At 67.2% G+C, this 18,634-nt stretch carries 12 protein-coding genes and 1 pseudogene; 7 read left to right on the plus strand and 6 right to left on the minus strand.

What is annotated here, in order from left to right:
• Window positions 1-84: 84 nt before the first annotated feature.
• Both ACIPUB_RS16650 and corA read right to left on the minus strand, forming a co-directional pair.
• Entirely contained in the window at window positions 85-879 is a 795-nt protein-coding gene (locus ACIPUB_RS16650; RefSeq protein ID WP_407608412.1) for an HAD-IIA family hydrolase, read from the minus strand.
• 134 nt (window positions 880-1,013) lie between these two features.
• Window positions 1,014-2,021 carry a magnesium/cobalt transporter CorA gene (gene corA / locus ACIPUB_RS16655; RefSeq protein ID WP_407608388.1) on the minus strand — a complete coding sequence of 336 codons (1,008 nt, stop codon included), beginning with the start codon at window positions 2,019-2,021 and terminating at the stop codon, window positions 1,014-1,016.
• Between the two features lie 164 nt (window positions 2,022-2,185).
• Here corA and ACIPUB_RS16660 point away from each other — a divergent pair, with 164 nt between their 5' ends.
• Window positions 2,186-2,860, plus strand: coding sequence for a TrmH family RNA methyltransferase (locus ACIPUB_RS16660; protein WP_407608389.1), 675 nt, complete (start codon window positions 2,186-2,188; stop codon window positions 2,858-2,860).
• 254 nt (window positions 2,861-3,114) lie between these two features.
• Window positions 3,115-3,780, plus strand: a pseudogene (locus ACIPUB_RS16665) (M23 family metallopeptidase); the annotation flags it as partial.
• Between the two features lie 23 nt (window positions 3,781-3,803).
• Here the strand turns inward: ACIPUB_RS16665 and ACIPUB_RS16670 are convergent.
• Window positions 3,804-4,421, minus strand: a complete 618-nt coding sequence (locus ACIPUB_RS16670; protein ID WP_407608413.1) for a hypothetical protein — start codon at window positions 4,419-4,421, stop codon at window positions 3,804-3,806.
• Between the two features lie 160 nt (window positions 4,422-4,581).
• Here ACIPUB_RS16670 and ACIPUB_RS16675 point away from each other — a divergent pair, with 160 nt between their 5' ends.
• From ACIPUB_RS16675 to ACIPUB_RS16695, 5 genes are all read left to right on the plus strand, one after another.
• Window positions 4,582-5,196, plus strand: coding sequence for a hypothetical protein (locus tag ACIPUB_RS16675; protein WP_407608390.1), 615 nt, complete (start codon window positions 4,582-4,584; stop codon window positions 5,194-5,196).
• Between the two features lie 324 nt (window positions 5,197-5,520).
• Window positions 5,521-6,543 (plus strand): class II fructose-bisphosphate aldolase, encoded by a 1,023-nt coding sequence (fbaA, locus tag ACIPUB_RS16680; protein ID WP_264270569.1) that lies wholly within the window; start codon window positions 5,521-5,523, stop codon window positions 6,541-6,543.
• Window positions 6,544-6,545: 2 nt separating this feature from the next.
• Window positions 6,546-6,965 (plus strand): DUF3151 domain-containing protein, encoded by a 420-nt coding sequence (locus ACIPUB_RS16685; RefSeq protein ID WP_407608391.1) that lies wholly within the window; start codon window positions 6,546-6,548, stop codon window positions 6,963-6,965.
• 100 nt (window positions 6,966-7,065) lie between these two features.
• Window positions 7,066-9,039, plus strand: a complete 1,974-nt coding sequence (locus ACIPUB_RS16690; protein ID WP_407608392.1) for a serine/threonine-protein kinase — start codon at window positions 7,066-7,068, stop codon at window positions 9,037-9,039.
• Window positions 9,040-9,161: 122 nt separating this feature from the next.
• Complete coding sequence (locus tag ACIPUB_RS16695; RefSeq protein ID WP_407608393.1) at window positions 9,162-9,746, plus strand: hypothetical protein; 585 nt, start codon at window positions 9,162-9,164, stop codon at window positions 9,744-9,746.
• A gap of 60 nt (window positions 9,747-9,806) precedes the next feature.
• Here ACIPUB_RS16695 and ACIPUB_RS16700 read toward each other — a convergent pair whose 3' ends face one another.
• From ACIPUB_RS16700 to ACIPUB_RS16710, 3 genes are read right to left on the minus strand one after another with little or no spacing between them, the layout of a single operon-like run.
• On the minus strand, window positions 9,807-14,114 hold the full coding sequence (locus ACIPUB_RS16700; protein ID WP_407608394.1) for an FtsK/SpoIIIE domain-containing protein: 4,308 nt from the start codon (window positions 14,112-14,114) through the stop codon (window positions 9,807-9,809).
• A 31-nt stretch (window positions 14,115-14,145) separates the two neighbouring features.
• The gene (locus ACIPUB_RS16705) at window positions 14,146-15,480 is read right to left on the minus strand and encodes a hypothetical protein (RefSeq protein WP_407608395.1); all 1,335 of its coding nucleotides are present in this window, start codon (window positions 15,478-15,480) and stop codon (window positions 14,146-14,148) included.
• On the minus strand, window positions 15,477-18,410 hold the full coding sequence (locus ACIPUB_RS16710; RefSeq protein WP_407608396.1) for a hypothetical protein: 2,934 nt from the start codon (window positions 18,408-18,410) through the stop codon (window positions 15,477-15,479). Before ACIPUB_RS16710 ends, ACIPUB_RS16705 begins: the two co-directional genes overlap by 4 nt.
• Between the last annotated feature and the right edge of the window lie 224 nt (window positions 18,411-18,634).

An 18,634-nucleotide genomic window follows, 5' to 3' on the forward strand; every position in this document is an offset into this window, starting at 1 on the left:
CACCCCCCCCCCCCCCCCCCCCCCCCCCCCGCGGCCCCCCCCCCCCCCCCCCCCCCCCCCGCCACCGTGGGTTAATGCTGCAAATCAGTCTTCGTGCGGCCCCGAGGCGGGACCCTCATCGCCGGTGCCGCGTCCCTCGCGAAGCTCGGCCAGGATGTCTGCCACCGAATCGTGTTCCAGGTCCGGGCGGAACGGGAACGAGGCCACGTCGCCGGGCTTGGTGATCCCGGTGTGGACCAGGATGGTCAGCAGCCCTGCCTCCATGCCCGCGACGATGTCGGTGTCCATGCGGTCCCCGATCATCGCGGTGGTTTCCGAATGCGCGTCGATCCGGTTCAATGCCGAACGGAACATCATCGGGTTCGGCTTGCCGACCACGTACGGGGCGCTGCCGGTGGCCTGGGTGATTAGCGCCGCCACGGAACCGGTGGCCGGCAGCAGGCCCTCGGGCGAGGGGCCGGTGACATCCGGGTTGGTGGTGATGAAGCGGGCGCCGCCGGCGATCAACCGGATGGCCTTGGTGATGGCCTCGAAGGAGTAGGTGCGGGTCTCGCCCAGCACCACATACTCCGGATCCTGGTCGGTCAGGATGAAACCGGCGTCGTGCAGCGCCGTGGTCAACCCGGCCTCACCGATCACGAAGGCGCGTCCTCCCGGACGCTGGCGGCGCAGGAATTCTGCGGTGGCCATGGCCGAGGTCCAGATGTTTTCCTCGGGCACGTCGAGCCCCGAGGAGAGCAGGCGGGCACGCAGATCCCGTGGGGTGTAGATCGAGTTGTTGGTCAGCACCAGGAACCGCTTGCCGGCGGACACCCAATGCGCGATCATGTCAGCGGCGCCCGGGATGGCTTGGTTTTCGTGGACGAGCACCCCGTCCATGTCCGTGAGCCAGCATTCAATGTCATGGACGTTGCGTGGTTCATGCGTTGACACGGGTGGGTGTTCCTTTCGAGAGGTTACCTGCTGCCACTAGTCTTTCAGGTTTCCCCGCATTGCACGAAGCACCGGGCGGACTAGAGCCACTTGTTCTTCCTGAAAAAGACAAACAGGCCTGCACCGAGGGCAACCATCAGCCCGATGGCTGCCGGATAGCCGAAGGTGAAATCCAGTTCGGGCATATACGTGAAGTTCATGCCGTAAACCCCGGTGACCAGAGTAGGGGCAAAAAATATGGCTGCCCACGCGGAGATCTTCTTCATCTGCTCGTTCTGCGCCAGGCCCGCTTCCGTGGCCTGCTGCGAGGCCAGGGTCGAGGACAATGACAGGGCGTTTGTCAGCAGGGCGCGGAAGGAGGTGACTCGCTCGGTAAGCCGGACCGCGTGGTCCTGGACGTCGATGAGTTTGCGGTCCAGCTCCAGGGCGTCGTCCTCGGAGATGTCGCTGAGCCTGAAGTCCCTGCGCAAGCGGGCCAGGACGTCCTCCAGCGGCGCTAGCGCGCGCTGGAATTCAATGACCTCCCTGGACAGTTCGTAGATGCGCCTCGAGACATCCGGGACCCCGGAGAAAAGTTGGTCCTCGATCTCGTCGATGTCATTGCTCAGGCCCGTAATTACCGGCTCGTATTCGTCGACGACTTGGTCAACGACCGCGTAGAGGACGGCCTCGGGACCGATCGCCAACAGCCCGGATTCCTCTTCGAGGCGGTGGCGCACCTGCGCCAGCTTGGGCGACTCGGCATGGCGGACAGTCACCACGAAGTCGGCGCCGACGTAGACATGCAATTCCCCGAACTCGACCTTTTCGGACTCATCGATGTAGCGGGCCGGGCGGAGCACCACGAAGAGATGGTCGCCGTAGTGCTCCAGCTTGGGACGTTGGTGGCCGGCAAGTGTATCTTCCACCGCCAGTTCGTGTAGGCCCAGTTCCTCGGAGACCTCCCGCATTTCCGCCTGGTCCGGACGGTAGAGCCCCAGCCAGGCCATACCGCCGGATTCCTTCATGGATTCGAACGTGGAGCTGAGGTCCGGGGGATGTATCGCGCGCTTGCCCTTGACGTAAATAGCATTGTCGATGATGGGCATGTACCCCTCCTTGCGTGCCGGGCCGGGGATAATTCCCGGCGGACCAATCGTGCCATAGGTTAGTTTGCCATCAACCAGTCGGAATCCGGGGCGCGCGCAGCCGCCCGACCTGTGGTTTCGCGGCCTGCATCCGGTGCGCTGGCAATGGCGACTACCCTTGAGAGGTGACTTCCGCCGTTGATTCCCCTGCACCAGAGCCCACCGAGTACGATCCCGTCCACGAGGAACGCCCCGAGGTGGGCGTCGGCCCGTGGGAGGGCGAGTTTCCCTCCGGTGGCCACTTCGATGCCGAGCTGCTGGAGCAGGGAGACCGGCGCAATGTGGCCGACAAGTACCGTTATTGGTCAATGGAAGCGATCGTCGCCGACCTCGATGAGCGACGCCACGACTTCCACATTGCCATCGAGAACTGGCAGCACGACATGAACATCGGCACCGTGGTGCGCACCGCCAACGCCTTCCTTGCAAAGGAAGTGCACATCATCGGGCGCCGCCGCTGGAACAAGCGCGGGGCAATGGTCACCGACCGCTACCAGCATGTGCGACACCACCCCACGGTCGAGGACTTCGTTGCATGGGCCCAGGGTGAAGGGTTGGCGATCATCGGTATCGATATTTTCCCGGATTCCCAGAAGCTGGAGACCTATGAGCTGCCACGCAATTGCGTGCTCGTCTTCGGACAAGAGGGGCCGGGGCTGAGCGAGGAAGTCCACCAAAGCGCCGAGGCAACATTGTCGATCGAACAATTCGGTTCCACCCGTTCCATCAACGCCGCTTCGGCAGCCGGAATCGCCATGCATGCATGGATCCGACGCCACGTTTTCAACCAAACGGTTTAGCCCAACGTAGCCGCTTGGCCAGAATGCCAGACCCATGGCCAATATCCCTTCTTTCCCTGCCGTCCTTCAGTTAGCGTAAATCTTGGGCGCTCGGTCCCGTGCGGTGGGCTTGTGCAGTCACCGTTCCCAAAGCGGGAACGACGCCGACGCTCGTGCGACGGGACCGGCCGTGGTGTCGGACCGGGGAACGGAGAGGCCCGCTGGTGAAGAAGCATCGCGTCAATCATCCGCTTCCGCTGCCCAAGCCATCCCAGATGCGTAGGCAGCCGAAGGCAGCTCGAGCAACTGCCGTGGGAATCGCCATCGTTGCCGCACTTGCAGTATCCAGCACACCGACACTGGCCGACCGCCAAGTGGCCTCCATTCCCGTGGCATCGTCCCCGCTTGCGGTCGAGGGGGCCGCCTACAGGCAACCTGTCGAGCTCTCGCTGCTGAGCGGGATCGACGCCATTGCCTGGGACACGGAGAACATCACCAGCGCGGCCGAAGGCCTGCCTTTGCCCGACGCCTCCGATCCGGGATCGGCACAGGGCTCCGGGGGGACAACCGGGCAATTCGCCGGTCAACTCGTGGGGCAAAATGTGGGGCCGTTGGGTGTACTGCCAGGGGGGATCCAGCTGATCCACCCGGTTTCCTCGAGACTCATCACCAGTCCATATGGCTGGCGAAACAATCCAACCGGGCCGGGCACCCAAATCCATATTGGTCAGGACTACGCGATTCCCTGTGGTTCCCCGGTATATGCGACGGCGGACGGAGTGGTCGTCCAATCTGCCTGGGCAGGGCACTCCGGCCTGCGCGTGACCATCGACCACGGATCCTCGGTGCGCACGGGCTACAGTCACAACTCACGGCTCATCGCCAAGGTGGGCGACACCGTCAGCCAGGGTCAGCTCATCGCGCTCAGCGGCACCACGGGCAACTCGACCGGCTGCCACGTCCACTACGAAGTGATCATCAACGGACGCTGGAACGATCCCCGGAACTTCCTGCCCGTCATCCCCGGCCAGCCAATTCCGAAAATCGATTCGCGCCGGACCACCATCGCCGCCGAACCGATCCGCGACTCGGGGGCGCCGCGGACCGAGAGCCAGAACGGCCACGACATCGAGGTGGAGATGCCGGAACCGACCACGACCCCGCCCAAGTCAACGGCACCCGGTAAAGAATCCCCACGGCCGAAACCGAGCCAAGAGCCCACGCCCGACACAAAGCCCTCGCCGAAACCGACGTCTACGCCGAGCGCCACACCCTCGCCGACCGACACGCCCGATCCTTCTCCCACAAAGTCGGCGACACCCGAAACCAGTCCGACGCCTACGCCGAGCGACGAAACAACTCCGCCTACCAGTCCATCCCCGACCGCCACGGCACCCACGGTTTCACCTTCCGTCGAACCGACCGAGTCGTCGAGCAGCGCCTCAACCAGCGCTTCGAGCGAGTCATCGACCAGCGCTTCGACCAGCGCCTCGACCGAGGCGTCGAGTAGATTGCCTGAATCGCGATCCGGGACTCCGGCTACGGAATCGTCAAGTGGCGCGTCGATCACAAGTGGCGGCATGGAGACTCTGTCTTCGACCGCAAGCACAGCGAAATAACCGTAGTTTTTGGTTTTGGGCGACCAGGGCCCGCCCCAGAACCGTCGCTGGAGTGACCGGCGGTCCCGGGCTGGCCGGGGCCTCCCGGACTCAGTCTCGGAAGGAAGAAGCGGTCCACTAAAGTTGGCTGCAATTGCCATCCCTATCTTTGAACAAGTCAACGCGCGCTTGGGGCCAGAACGCAACAGTCCTGTGCGAGGACGGAGGAAACCCTTGGTAAAGGCGGAAAAGATCAGCACTCCCCGTGACGGCGACGTTTTTAGCATCTCCCTGGGTGACGGAACTGCTGCGGTGGGCCAAGTTGTGTCTTCGTACTTGGCCTCCCACTACGTCGTGCTCTTTGACTTCGTGGCACCAGAGGATGAAGTTGGTTCAAGGATTTCAGATGCGCTTCAGTCCAAGACGCTCTTTGGAGGATTGACATTCGACGCCCTCTTTTTTCGTCCGGGACGCTGGACGATTCTGGAAAACCGCGCTGTTGACAGCGAGAAATACCTGCCGGCGTACAAAACCGGGGCCAGCGACCTTGGCAACTGCAAGGTTGAGGATTTCAAGAGTAAACGCAGTCGAGCAGCTTCCGATATCGCGGCGGAGAATATTCCTTTTAGGAAAACATCCGCACCGGTAATTTTTGAACGGGCAATGAAAGCATATTTGGGCTTGGAGCCGTGGCACACGGCTTTCGACGGGGTGAGTCTGGGCGATGTGGTCATAAGCGCGGAGCTTTTCGGAGATTGAAAAGTCACCGATGCGAGCCGGGCGGCGACTTGGGGCGGCAGGAACGTAGCTAGGCACTGGAAGCGCGACCCACGGAGTGCCGCAACGGTTGCTCACCGGCGGACGGTGGCGCTGAATGCCTAGCGTTGTGGGTGGGAAGGCCGACCGGTCACCTACATGTCCTTGCTCGGGGCAATCACGGACAAACTGTACAAACCCACCACACAGAGCCGCCCTTCGGTGACCTCGCGTCATCCCGTAAGCGATCCAGCACACAAGTAGATAGGATGGGAACAGCCAACGAGGTCTACTCCCCACAAATTCCTTTTCTACATAGGAGTCAGTATGCCCATCGCAACACCGGAACAGTACAACGCCATGATTGATTCTGCGAAGGCCGGCGGCTACGCCTTCCCCGCAGTCAACGTGACGTCGTCGCAAACCCTGAATGCCGCCATTCGCGGCTTCGCGGAAGCAGAATCCGACGGAATCATTCAGGTGTCCACCGGTGGCGCAGCCTACTGGTCGGGTGCCTCCGTCAAGAACATGGTCACCGGTTCGCTGGCCTTCGCCGCCTTCGCGCGCGAAGTAGCCAAGAGCTACGGCGTGAACATCGCCCTGCACACCGACCACTGCCCTGCCGACAAGCTCGACGAATTCGTCCTGCCGCTGCTGGCGGCCTCCGAGGCCGAGGTCGCTGCCGGCCGCAACCCGTACTTCAACTCGCACATGTGGGACGGCTCCGCCGAGACCCTCGAGGAGAACCTGCGCATTGCCAAGGAGCTGCTGCCGCGCACCGCCGCGGCCAAGCAGATCCTTGAGGTCGAGATCGGTGCCGTGGGCGGCGAAGAGGACGGCGTGGAAAACGCCATCAACGACAAGCTGTACTCCACCGTCGAGGACGCCATGGCCACCATCGAGGCCCTGGGCGCCGGCGAAAACGGCCGCTACATCACGGCGCTGACTTTCGGCAACGTGCACGGCGTGTACAAGCCGGGCAACGTCAAGCTGCGCCCGGAGATCCTCAAGGACATCCAGGAACAGGTCGGGTCCAAGCTTGGCAAGGCCAACCCGTTCGACCTCGTCTTCCACGGCGGCTCGGGTTCCTCCGACAAGGAAATCGCCGACGCGGTTTCCTACGGCGTCATCAAGATGAACATCGACACCGACACCCAGTACGCCTTCACCCGCCCGGTGGCCGGCCACATGCTTGCCAACTACGACGGCGTGCTGAAGATCGACGGCGAGGTCGGCAACAAGAAGACCTACGACCCCCGCGTCTGGGGTGCCGCCGCCGAGGCTTCGATGGCCGCCCGCATCGTGGAGGCCGCACGTCAGCTCGGTTCCGCCGGAAAGGCGCTGAAGTAACCATGGCAGATCTTGGAGCAAACCTGCTCGGCATCCCCGCAACCCTGTTGCCGGAGGAGACCGAGGTCAAGGCGCGGCTGGAAGCCGGAGACGAAGCGGTGGACATTGCCGCTGCCTTCCCGGCCTCCTCGCTGGGCTGGGCCCTGCTGGCCAACGACGCACATGCGGAGGGCCGCATCGTCGAGTCCTACGCCTACGCCCGCGTCGGCTACCACCGCGGACTCGATGCCCTGCGCAAGGCCGGCTGGCGCGGCCAGGGCCCGGTGCCCTGGGCGCACGAGCCCAACCGCGGCTTCCTGCGTTCGCTCTATGCCCTGCAGCGTGCAGCCGCAGCCATCGGCGAGGCCGAGGAAGTCGATCGCATCGGCCGCTTCCTCAACGACTCGGACCCGCTCGCGGCAGCAGCGCTCGAAGCCGAGTAATCCCGCCGGGCCCCGCTGGGCCCGGATGGCAATTGTTCGTGCCGACCCCTTTGGGCCGGCACGAACAATTGCTGCTTAACCAAGGAGCAGACGAAAAAGAATGGCAAACGTGCAGCCCGGTGACGCGCTCGGCGCCTCCTACCGTTTCGTTGAGCCCCTAGGCTCCGGCGCGGTGGGCGAGGTGTGGCGGGTCAGTGCGCTCCCAGGCGACCCCGACCTCGCGGCCAAGGTGCTGCGCCCGGAACACGCCCACGACCCCGCCCTCGTTGAGCGCTTTGTGAAGGAACGCTCGGTGCTTTTGGCACTGCGGCACCCGAACATCGTGGCGGTCAGGGACCTGGTGGTCGAGGGCGAACGGCTCGCCATCCTCATGGACCTGGTGCCCGGAGGATCCCTCCGCGACCTGCTCGAAGACCGTCGTACGCTGCCCGCTGCTGACGCGTTGGCCATCTGCGCCGAGATGCTGGACGCCATTGCGTATGCGCACACCCGAAACACGACGCACCGGGACATCAAGCCCGACAACGTGCTGCTGGCCGAACCGTGGAAGCCAGGACTTGCAGGCGCCGTGCGGGTCTCGGACTTCGGCATCGCCTCGGTCATGCACGAAAAATCCCGGCACACCACCGGCATGGTGGGAACCCCCGCCTACATGCCGCCCGAATTGCTCAGTACCGGCGAGATCGGGCCCGCCGCCGATCTCTACGCCACCGGCATCATGCTCTACGAGATGCTTTCCGGGCGGACTCCGTACGCCGGGACGGGAACCGATTTCACCCTCGCCTACCGCCACGTGACCACCCTTCCGCCGCGGTTGGCGGTGCCTGACGCCCTGTGGGAGGCGCTCGAGTCGCTACTCGGCAAGGACCCGCGCCAACGGCCGGGCGCGCCCGAGGCCGCGGCGCGGCTGCGCCGGCTGGCTGCCCAATTCGCCGACCTGCCGGCCCTGCAGTTGGCCGCCGAACCCGAGGACTTCCAGCCCCTTGAGCGTCCGGCCACGGTGCTGCGCGGCGCGGCCACGGCGCCGGATCCAAAGTCGGACGCGGTTCCGGGTTCCGGTTCCGACGCCTCCGCGCTCCCCGAACTGGGTCCGGTGGGCCAGCACACCGTGGTGCGGTCGATGCCGCGGCCCGAATTGCGGCCCCGCCCGCAGCAGGCACCCGCCCCTGCGCGCGCCGGGTGGCGGCCGGCATGGCTGCACGGCAAGGCCATCGCGCTGATCGCCGGCGGTCTCGTGGCGGCAATCGCCATCGTCATCGGGGCCATGGCGCTGGCGAAGCCCGAGGCCCCCGCAGCGGCACCGGCAGCAGATTCCACCGCGAGCCAGCAGGACGCCCCGCTGCCCAGCGGATTGTCCGTCAGCCGCAGTGCCCAATACGACGCCCAGGCGCACGAAGTGAAGCTGACGATCACCTATGCGGCGCAGAAAGCGCCGCTGGGCGGGCCCTTCCTCGAGGTGCTTCCGGGCGCGTCCGCGTCAGCGTCCTGTCCGCCGGCGACCTGGGAGAAGATCGAGGCAACACGCAACCAGCCGAGCCTGACTGGCATCTCCGCAACCTGCGGGTGGAGTCTTGCCGGGATCACCGTCCCGGCCAAGGGCAGCGTCGAGGCCAGCGCAAGGATTCCGGTGGAACTGGTCGGCGAGAACGCCCTGGAGCAATGGCTGGAAGCTTCGGCCGCGGCAACCACCGCAGCGGTGTCGGACCCCGCGGCGGCCGGTTCGGCGTATCCGGTGCAGCGGCTGCGGGACATCGAGGTCGTCACCCCGGCGCGAACGGTGAGCCAGACCGCCCTTCCGGTCACCCTGGTGCCGGTGTGGCCCGGCGGGCCGGACGTGCTGAACCCGCTCTACACCTCCCCGTCCACGGGCAAGGCCTCGGCAATGCTCGCCGCGGTCGCCGGGGGCGAGAAGGGCGTGCGCTTCTCCGACGGCTGTTCCGGTTCCCTGGCGGTCTCCGCCGACGGGCTGGTGGTCACGGCGCTGTCCGTCACCCCGAACTGCATCCTGCGGGCCGGGGTCGGCAACTTCACCGACCTGGCCAGCGACCCGTTCGGCATCACCACCCGCGGGTAGCCGGAAGTCGCGGGCTGCCGAACAGGCAGCGATTGATGCCCTCACGGTCTCGATGACCCGGCGCACCGGGATGGAAGATCAGTGACCCGCGCCCGCCTCCGATTCCAGGAAACCCAGACACCATGCCCTTTCCCCGTTCCAGGCAACTGCCATGGCTGATATCCCATCTCTGTGCCCCGACGGTCCTGGTCACCGCACTGTTGATGTTCACCCCGTTGAGGTTCCCGCAGGTCTCCTGGCCCCACGCGCTCGTGGCCACCACCTTCACCATGCTCATCCCGTGGTCGGCCCTCGTCTGGGCCCGCAAGACCGGGAAAGTCAGTGACATACACATCACCCGGCGCGAACAGCGGTGGCCATTGCTGTTAACCGCGTTGGCCTCGATCATGCTGGGCCTGGCGCTGATGGTGTGGCTTCGGGTCGAACCGGTCCTCCTGCGTGAGGTGTTGCTGATCTTGGCGGGCCTGCTGATCACCGGGGGCATCACGCTGCGCTGGAAGATTTCGATCCATGTGGCCGTTGCCGCCTTCGTGGCCCTCCACATCCTTGAAGACCGGCCTTTTGGCGCTGCCGTGGCGGTGGCCGTGGTGGGCATACTCAGCTGGTCACGGGTTCAGCTAAGGCACCACACCAGCAGCCAGGTCTTTGCCGGGGCCGTCGTCGGGGCGATGGTCAGCCTTCTCGCTTTAGTACCCATCTCAGGCTGAGAAGGCCCGCTTTCGCGGACCTTCCTGGGCATCGTCTAATTCGTATCCCTTGGGCTCGAATCAGGCACCGGGCGTTGTCCCTGGTCCCATGGACTGGATGAACGCGGGCGTCCCGCCCACGCAGAGGTAGCCGCGGCCGGGGGTCACCGCCACCGGGGCGCGGCGCGGCAGGGTGACGCCGAGCAGCTCCCCGTCGTAGTCGACGTCGGGCTGCAGCAGCACCCCGCAACGGGACTTGCGCAGCGTCTTGGTCCAGTGCGCATACAGGGCCCGCAGGTCGGCTGAGCGGCCCGCGGCGATCACGCAGACCCGCTGCCCGGAGGCCAGCAGGTTGGCCAGGGATGCATCGGAATCCTCGAAGCGTTCGGCGTCGTCCACCAGCAACACCACGGGTCCGCGCTCTAGCCGGATCGAGGCCAGCAGCGCCGGCAGGTCCTCCGGTCCCACGGCTACCTTGTCCAGGCCGGCGGTGGCCAGCGGGGAACGCCGGCCGCAGGCGCCCCACACTGCCACCGGCTCCCCGTCGGCGGTGGAGGAGGCGCGGATCGACTCGGCCAGGGCCAGCAGCAGCGTCGACTTGCCCGAGCGTGCGGGCCCGGAAATGAGCACGTGCTCGCCTTCGTAGACCTCCAGCACTCCCGGGGCCAGGTCCTCCTCGCGCAACCCGACCGGGAAGCGCCATGGCTCGCCCTGAAGCTGCGCAGGCATGCCGAGTTCGGCGACGGTCAGCTCCTCGGGCAGCCGGCCGATGGCCGCGGCCTTCGGCGCGGTGCCGGGCCAGCGCGCGGCGACGGACTCCACGGCTGCGGCCAGGTCGGTGCCGGGGGTGGCGATGTGCATCTGCCGCAGCGTCCCGGCATCCACGCAGCGCCCGGGCACCGCGGCCGGGATGTTGCTCCCGCGCACGCCCAGGGCCGAGTAGTCGTAGGGATCGGCCAGCCGGTAGAGCCACTTCTGGATGGTGACCTCGTCGATCGCCGAGGGCACGGCCTTGGCGCGGGTGGTGGCCACCGCGAAGTACAGCCCCAGGGCCGGCCCGTCGGCGTAGGCGCGGTTCAGGGCATCCAACAGCCCCTGGCCGTCGTAGTCCTGGAATTCGTCGCGCAGCGTGGCCAGCCCGTCGATGAGCACGAGCGTCTCGCGGCGTGAGCCGGGGTCGGCACGCCTGCGCGCCAGCTCGGTGCGCAGGTGCCGCAGGAATCGGGCCTGCTGCTCCTTGGCGCCGGGTCCGGTGCCCACGTAGGCGGAGGTGTGCGGCAGCGACGCCAGCGGGGCCAGGGTGCGGGAACCCAGGTCCAGCACCAGCAGGTCAAGTTCCCGCGGGTCCTTGGCGGCCGCGGCGGCCAGGGCCAGGGACGCCAGCGTGGTGCTGGTGCCGGAGCCTGCGATGCCCAGCAGCAGCAGGTTGCCCTTGGCCAGGTCCCAGCCAGCGGGGGACTGGCGCTGGGCCTCGGGCTCGTCCTTCAGCGCGACCTCGATGCAGCGCCCGCGCAACGAGCCCACCACCGGGATCGTTGAGGCCCGGTGGGCGGGACCGGAGCCGGTGCCGTCGGCAGGGAAGCCTGCCAGCGGGACGCGCTCGCCCAGCGCCACGGGCCAGACGGGCCGCGGCTCCCCGAATCCGGCAGCCCGGTGGGCCTGGTTGATGGCTTCGATGAGCTCGTCCAGGTCGCTGTCGTCGGATTCGGCTCCCGGTGCCGGTGCCCGCGGCGGAACCGCGATGCCGAAGTGCCCGATCTCATCGAGCACCAGTTCGTCGGAGGCTGCCCGCGAGGCGCGCCCGGTGACCAGTGCCGTCTGCACCGGGGTGATCTCGTCCTGCCCCAGCTTGATGTAGGCCCGCCCGGTCTGCGCGCGGGAAATCCCGGCGGCTGCCGGGACGCCGATGACGTTGGAGGAGTCGTCGCGGCTCTGCACGCGCAGGGCCACGCGCAGGTTGGTGTTGGCCAGGATGTCGTCGTTGACCACGCCGGCGGGGCGCTGGGTGGCCAGGATCATGTGCACGCCCAGGGTTCGCCCGACCGCGGCGACGGAGACCAGCGAGGAGAGCACCTCGGGGAAGTCCTTGGCGAGCATGGCGAATTCGTCGACCACCAGCAGCAGCCGAGGCATCGGCTCTTCCGGATTGGTGGCCAGGTAGGCGTCGAGGTTGTCGATGTCCTCGCCGGCAGTGGCGAAGATGCGCTGGCGCCGGGCCATTTCCGCCTCGAGGGAGCGCAGGGCGCGGTCGGCCAGCTGCTCGTCGAGGTTGGAGATGGTGCCGATGGTGTGCGGCAGGGCCTCGCAGGCGGCGAACGCGGCGCCGCCCTTGAAATCGATGAGGATGAAGTTCAGCCGGGTCGCGTCGTTGCGTGCGGCCAGCCCGGCGACCAGGGAGCGCAGGAACTCGCTCTTGCCCGAACCCGTGGTGCCGCCGACCAGCCCGTGCGGCCCGTCCTTGACCAGGTCAAGGGACATCGGCCCGGATTCGGAGGTGCCGATCGGGGCGGAGAAACCCTTGGCCTTGGCCCACTGCGTGCGGATCGACTCGGCGTCGGTGGCCGGCATGCCGGCCAGCTCGGGCAGGCGCACCAGGGAGGGCAGCGCGGCCCCGGGCACCACCAGCTCCGGGTCGTCGAAGCGTGCCAGGTCCATGGCGCAGCGTTCCGCGGCCTCGAGGCCGATGCCGGCCAACACCGTGTCGCCCACGTTCGTGAGCTCGCCTAGGTCGTGCACGGATGCCGCGGCGTCGGTTCCCACCGTGATGACGGTGGTGCAGGAGGCGGGCAGCTGCTGCTCGGAGGCGGCGATCACGATGCCCGAGACCCGCGGACCCTGCGCCGTGCCGCGGCCGCCGAGGCCCGGGATCGAGCGGCCGTGGCCAAGCAGCTCGCGTGCCGGGGCGTCGCGGCCCTCGGTGAGCACCTCGGAATCCAGCACCAGCAGCGTGGTGCCGCCGGTGGACTCCTCGAGCGCATCGCGCAGGGCACGCAACAGTGCCGCGCTGCGCCGGCGTTCGTCGGAGAGCCAGCGTTCGGAGGTGCCGGTGCCCAGCCGCCGGGTGTGTGGCAGCCAAGAGGCCCAGGACCATTCCTCGTGGCGTCCGCGGTCGCAGAACACCGCGATGGACAAATCCGCGGGTCCCGCGTGCACGGCGGCCTGGGTGAGCAGTGACCTGGCCAGGGCCAGGGCTCCGGCGCGGTCCCCGACGATGCCCACGACGCCGGCATCGGTGAGGTCCACCACCACGGGGGCGGCGGGGATCCGGCTGGCCTCCATGGCCTCGCGCACCAGGCGGTCGGGAACGGGGGCGGAGCGGTCATCGAGCTTGGGGGCCCAGGGCACGTCGCCGATCCCTGCGTTCAGGGCCAGGAATCCCGCAGAGCCGGCTCTTCGCTGCCACAGCCCGGTCGTGGGAACGGCGGCGATGCGCATGGTCGTGGCGGGGTCGGGGATTTCGCTGTGGCGGCGCGTGGCCTGTACCGCCGCCGCGTCGGCGATCTCGGTGGCGAAGTCGGCCAGGGCCGCGGTGAACCGCTCGTCCTCTTCCTTGAGGTTCTTGGCGCGGCGGTGCTTCTGCTCGAACCACATGCCCACGGCCATGACCGGGCTCAGCGCGGCGAACATGGCGAAGCGGGCATCTCCCAGCATCATCACCATGGCCCCGGCCAGCAGCAGCGGGGCCAGCACGGTGATGTAGCTGAACTTGGAGGCCGGGGGAACATCCTTGCGCACCGGCGGGGACAGCGGATCGGGTTCCGGCGGATTTCCGGGGCGCGGGGGCCGGTTGAACGGTGCGGTGGCCGCGGGCGTGAGGTTGTGCAGCGACCCAGGTTCCGGGGCGCGGTTCTCCGGGATCTCCGGCCGCAGCAGTACCGTCGTTCCGCCCATGACCAGGGTGGTGCCGCCGGTGACAAGTACGCCGTCCTCGTCCACCGCTTCCCCTGCCAGCAGCGTGCCGTTGGTCGAGCCCGAGTCGCGGACCCGCACGCCGTCGCCCTCGAGTTCCAGGCTGGCATGGTTCCAGGAGGCGCTTTCGGTCTGCAGGACCAGATCCGCCTGCGGGGAACGGCCGATGAGCAGCGGCCGGTGCGCGGGAAGCGGAATAACAGCACCCGCATCCAGGCCGCCGGAGACGGTGGCGCTCCAGCCGCGCAACGGCTCGGGGCGGGGGAGGGGTGCCAGCGAAATGGTGCTGCCCTCCAGCAGCAGCAACTCCTCCAACGGGGTATCGGCGGGCACCGCAGCGGCGTCCACGTACAGCGTGGAGCCGGGGGGAGGAACGGTGCCACCTGTGGCGGTGACCAGCTGCGCGAGTGTCGTGCCGGGAGCGAAGGTTCCCAGCTCCCGGTCAAGTCGCTGGCCATCCAGCCGGATCAGCACGCGCACCGCGCGCTCCTTTCGTCGTTGGGACGTGGGGTCAGTCGGCGGCGGGGCTCGAGAACCAGGAAGCCGGTCCGCCGCTCCCGGATACCAGCGGGCGCAAGCCCAGGTCCTGGGCCGAGAAGTGCAGCACCGCCGGTTCCCCGTCCATGCTATCGGGCCGGGTGAAGTCCAGTCCGGGACCGGCGATGCCGTCGGCCGGGCCAAGCTTCAGCGTACCGAGTGCCTTGGCCACTTCGGCCGGATCGCTGCTGCCGGCGGTGGATACCGCCCGCACCAGGGCCACCACGGCGTCGTGGCTGCGCGAATCGGCGGCGTTGGCGACCTCGCTGAAGGGCACGTCGCCGGTGAGGTTCTTGGCTTCCTTGTCCTGCGCGAGGACCCGCAGGCCGGCGAGGAACCCGGACATGGCCCGTCCGGAGGCATCGGGCCGCAGGGCGGCGGCGTCGCCGGCGTCGGGGCCGACGGTGGAGAGCCGTCCGGAGGCGGTGCCGCCGGCCTGGGCCAACCGGGAGGCGAACGCGGGGCTGGTGGCCCCGGGTGTCAGCACGACGGGGACCGTGACGTTGGCCGATTGCAGGGCATGGACGACCGTTGCCTGTTGCGTCGGGTTGCCCGAGAGCAGCACCGCGTCGGCGGGGTTGGCCACCGGGGCGCGTCCAGGGGTGCCGTCGGTGCGTGCGGGCTCCGCCACGCCGGTGCGGCGGGCGACATCTGCAGCGAGCTGCTCGGCGTCGGCGCCCGGTTCGAAGGAGATATTCGCCGCGACGTCCACGGATGCCGGGGCACCGCCGCCGGCGTCGATCAGCAGCGTCCGCTTCGCGCCCGCCAGGGCGGAAGTCAGTGACTTGGACACTTGGGCCCCGGTGGGCGCGGTGCGCCAGGCGGCGCCGTCGCCGTCGACCTTGTCGGCGTAGTAGGGCAGCAGCACCGGAACCCCGGCGTCGGCGGCGGCCTCGAGGGCGCCGTCCACCTGCTGGCCGTCGGTGGCCACGATGATCCCTGCAACACCCTCGGACACCAGCTTCTCCACTGCGTTGCGGGCGCCTTCGTCGGTGCCGCGGTCATCGGCGGTGGACAGGGCGATGGCGGTGCCCGAGAGGGAGAAGCGGTGCGCGGCAACCGCCGCGCCCTGTGCCGCTTCCTTCCACGCGCTGCCCGACCCCGAACCCAGCGTCACGACGACACCGAGCTTGGTCTCGGCAGGGACGTTGGCTGCGGACAATGCCACCGGGACGCTTGCCTCCACCGGATCGCCCATTGCCGCGTCGGAAGGACGGAACAGGAAGACCGACATCGCGATGATCACGGCCACGGCCACAATGGCCACCGCGCCGGAAATCAGGTTCCGGCGCGTCGCGAGACGGCTCACTTGGCACTTCCGAGGCGGAAGGCGTACAGCGTCTGCGTCGCGGTGCCCGCCGGCACCTCGAGGTGGAAGGTCGGCAGGGCCGAGACGGCCTCGAGCGAAGCCTTGAACTGGGCCTGGCGCAGCAGGATCCCGGCGACGTCCTCGGCGCGCACGTTGGCGTAGCCCTGGGCGTTCTTGGTGGCCAGGGCCAGCTGGTAGTCGGCCGTGTCGGCCTTCGCGGCGCTGGTGGCCATGGATCCGAGCAGGCCGGACCCGTTCACCTTGCGGTCGCCCAGGTCGAGCATGACCTTGGAAAGGCCGGCGGCGAGCAGCTTCGAGGCACCCTCGACATCCCGCGTCGAGGCCCCGGTGCTCTGCGCGATGCCCTCGAGCGAGGCAGCGGTCTGCTTGCTGACTGCTTCCGTCAGGCCGGCGTCTTGCTTGGCAAGTTCCGCATGCTGCTTGTCGACCGTGGTCTTGGCGTTGGCCTCGACGTCGCCGGCAGTAGCGGACAGACCCGCAACCGAGCGGTCGAAGGCCTTCACGACTGCGTCGCTGCCTTCGGCGCCTTGGGCGGAGACCACGCGGATCTGGCTGTCGATCAGCGCGGTGACCTCCGCGACCGTGGAGTTTTGGGTTTCCTCGAAGGCCTTCTTGATGCCTGTTTCGAGTTCGTCCTGTTGTTCCTGGAGAGTTACGAGCGCCCCGCCCATGGAATCACGGCTTACCTTGGCATCGTCCACGGTCTTGCGCAGGTCGGCGATCGCGCTCTTGAGGCTGCCGCCGCCATTCACGGTGACTTCCAACTCGTCGACTTTTTTGCCGATCGCATCGAGGCTCTCTGTGGCGGCCTTGATTTCTGCCTTGATCAGTTCATCAGAGACCGGCGTCTCGGTCAGTTCGACTACTTTATTCCATGCCGTGGTCTGTTCTGTGGCCCGTTCGCCCCAGAACTCGGCACGCTCCTCGACCTGCTCGGCCCAAACCTCTTCGCGATCTTCGGCCTCCGCGGCCAGCTCGTCGCGCTGGGTTGCCAAGCGCTCGTCCATGGGAGCCGGGTAACCATTCGGTGTTGTGAGTTCGCTTGGCGTCCCGGATTCGCTGCCATCCGTGGCGGGGCAGGGGGTCGCCGTCAGGTACGCGCGAAGATCCTCGATGTCGTCGCGGGGGAGCTTGTTGTCGTCGACCTTTATGGGAAGCAGGGGCTTGCTGCCGTCCTGTTCCTTTTCTTCAGCCTCTGTCTCCTCTTCGATCAGTTCGCACAGCTCGGCGGCAAGATCGGCGTTCTGTTTGATCAAGGAGTTGAGATCGTTCTCGCTTTCCACCGGGGCCACTTCATCCGGCCCATCGCCCCAGCCGTCGACAAGCTTGGCTGCTGCCAGGGCGGCCTTGTGGATCTCGTCGATCCGGGTCTGCTCGACCTTGACCAGCGTGTCGGCTTCCTTTGTCAGGTCCTCCAGCGGGGTGTAAGTAGCCTTGACCGATGCCCTCAGGGCTTCGATTGCCGCCTTGGCAGCTTCCGCCTCATTGGCTTCGCCGGTGGTCGACCTTTCGTCCAGAGCCTGGACCTGGACAGCCAGATCGTCGATTCTGTCGGAAAGGATCCGGTGCCGTGCCTGTGCACCGGTGATGACCTCCGGGTTCAGCGATGCCACGAGGTCGTCACCCTGGCCCACCAGCTTGAGCATGGCACCGGTCACGGTGATTGACGAAGCATGGAAGGCGCAGGTCAGTGATGCTACGGCGCAATTCTCGGCGTTCGGCTCCGAGGGTCCCACGGTGCTCTTCAGTGCGGTGGCAACCTCGTCGCGGCAGCCCGCGGTTGATTGGGCGTATCCGTCCAGCTGAGCGGACATCAGCACAAGGCTGGAATAGACGGTTGCGGCTTCGCCCGCGGGCGCAACAATCGCGGCACAACCTTGGCCGTCGATCACGGGCCGCGGCACGGCCACCGAGGTGTCGCCCAGCATGGCGTCGACGGTGTTGACGGTCTGGGAGAGCTGAGCGAGGGTCGTGGTCTCGGCGCCGGTGACGGTGGAATCGAGGTCGGTCTTGAGCGATCCGAGTTGGTCCTTCAACCCGCTGAGGGTCCCGGCCAGGGAGTCGCTGCTCTCCTTCAGGTGGGCGGCGGTGCTCACGCCCAAGGTCTGTGAGGTGCTCTCCAGGTTGCCGCGCACGTCGGTGATGGTGGAGCCCGCACGGCTCAACACGTCATTCACTTCGGCAATGAGGTCGATGGTGCGCCGCTGCAGGGCGAGCTCGGAGGTGGGGCTGGTGTCGAACGCGGAGGCCAGCACGCCGTCCACCGAGAGGTCAGTGGACATGCCCGGCTGCACGGCCAGGTCGATGCTCGGGGTGGCGAAATCGGTGACATCTGCGACCAGCCGCAGCGTGGTGCTGGCGCTGGTTGCCGGAGGTGCCAGAAGAGTTGCCCACTGGATGACCGTCTCCCCGTCGGGCGAAGCGCTGACGATGCCGTTGGTCCCGGCCGCGCCGGAACCGGATTCGGCGACGATGGCGCCGGGGGAAACCTCGGGAAGCACCGTCGAGGCGGCAATGGTCATCGGTGCGCCAACGAGTGCCGGTTCGGTGCGGGACTGGCCCGCGACGTCGAAGGTCACGTCGTTGGGCGCCACCGTGAGGTTTTCCACGGTCAGGCCGATCTCGATCCGGCCGGTGTAGCCGGCCAGCTCCTCGAGATTGGTGCCGGTCTTCTCCGCGGTGCGGTACTGCGTGCTCACGCGAACGGGAAGGTCGTTGGCGACTTCACCAGGAATATAGGAGGTATCTGCGCTCGAGGAACCGCCGGTGGCGTCGTCCACGGAGATGGCGGTTCCGTTCACCGCCGAGATCGAGCCGTTGGAGGCAAGATCCACGTTGACTGACTGCAGCACCCTCGTGGGGTTGTCGATGGCCTGTGGGGCGTTGGTGCACGATGTCGTGAAAGCCAAGGCAGCAACCGTGAGTACCGCGCCCGCGCCACGACGGAGTCGGAGGGTGCGTTTGGTTGTGTTGACATGCTGCTGGCGTGTGCGCGTCCTGGCCACTGGGGTCCCTTCGTTTGCAAATTCCTATTGAATAATAGGCGGTACGCCACCGAAATGAATAAACGGACAAGGTGCCCCCGCGTTCATATCACCAAGGGGGTCCGGTGTGCGACGAAATCCATTCATGA

Origin of the sequence: Paeniglutamicibacter sp. ORCA_105 (genome assembly GCF_045798545.1) — a bacterium.
Classification (GTDB): domain Bacteria; phylum Actinomycetota; class Actinomycetes; order Actinomycetales; family Micrococcaceae; genus Paeniglutamicibacter; species Paeniglutamicibacter sulfureus.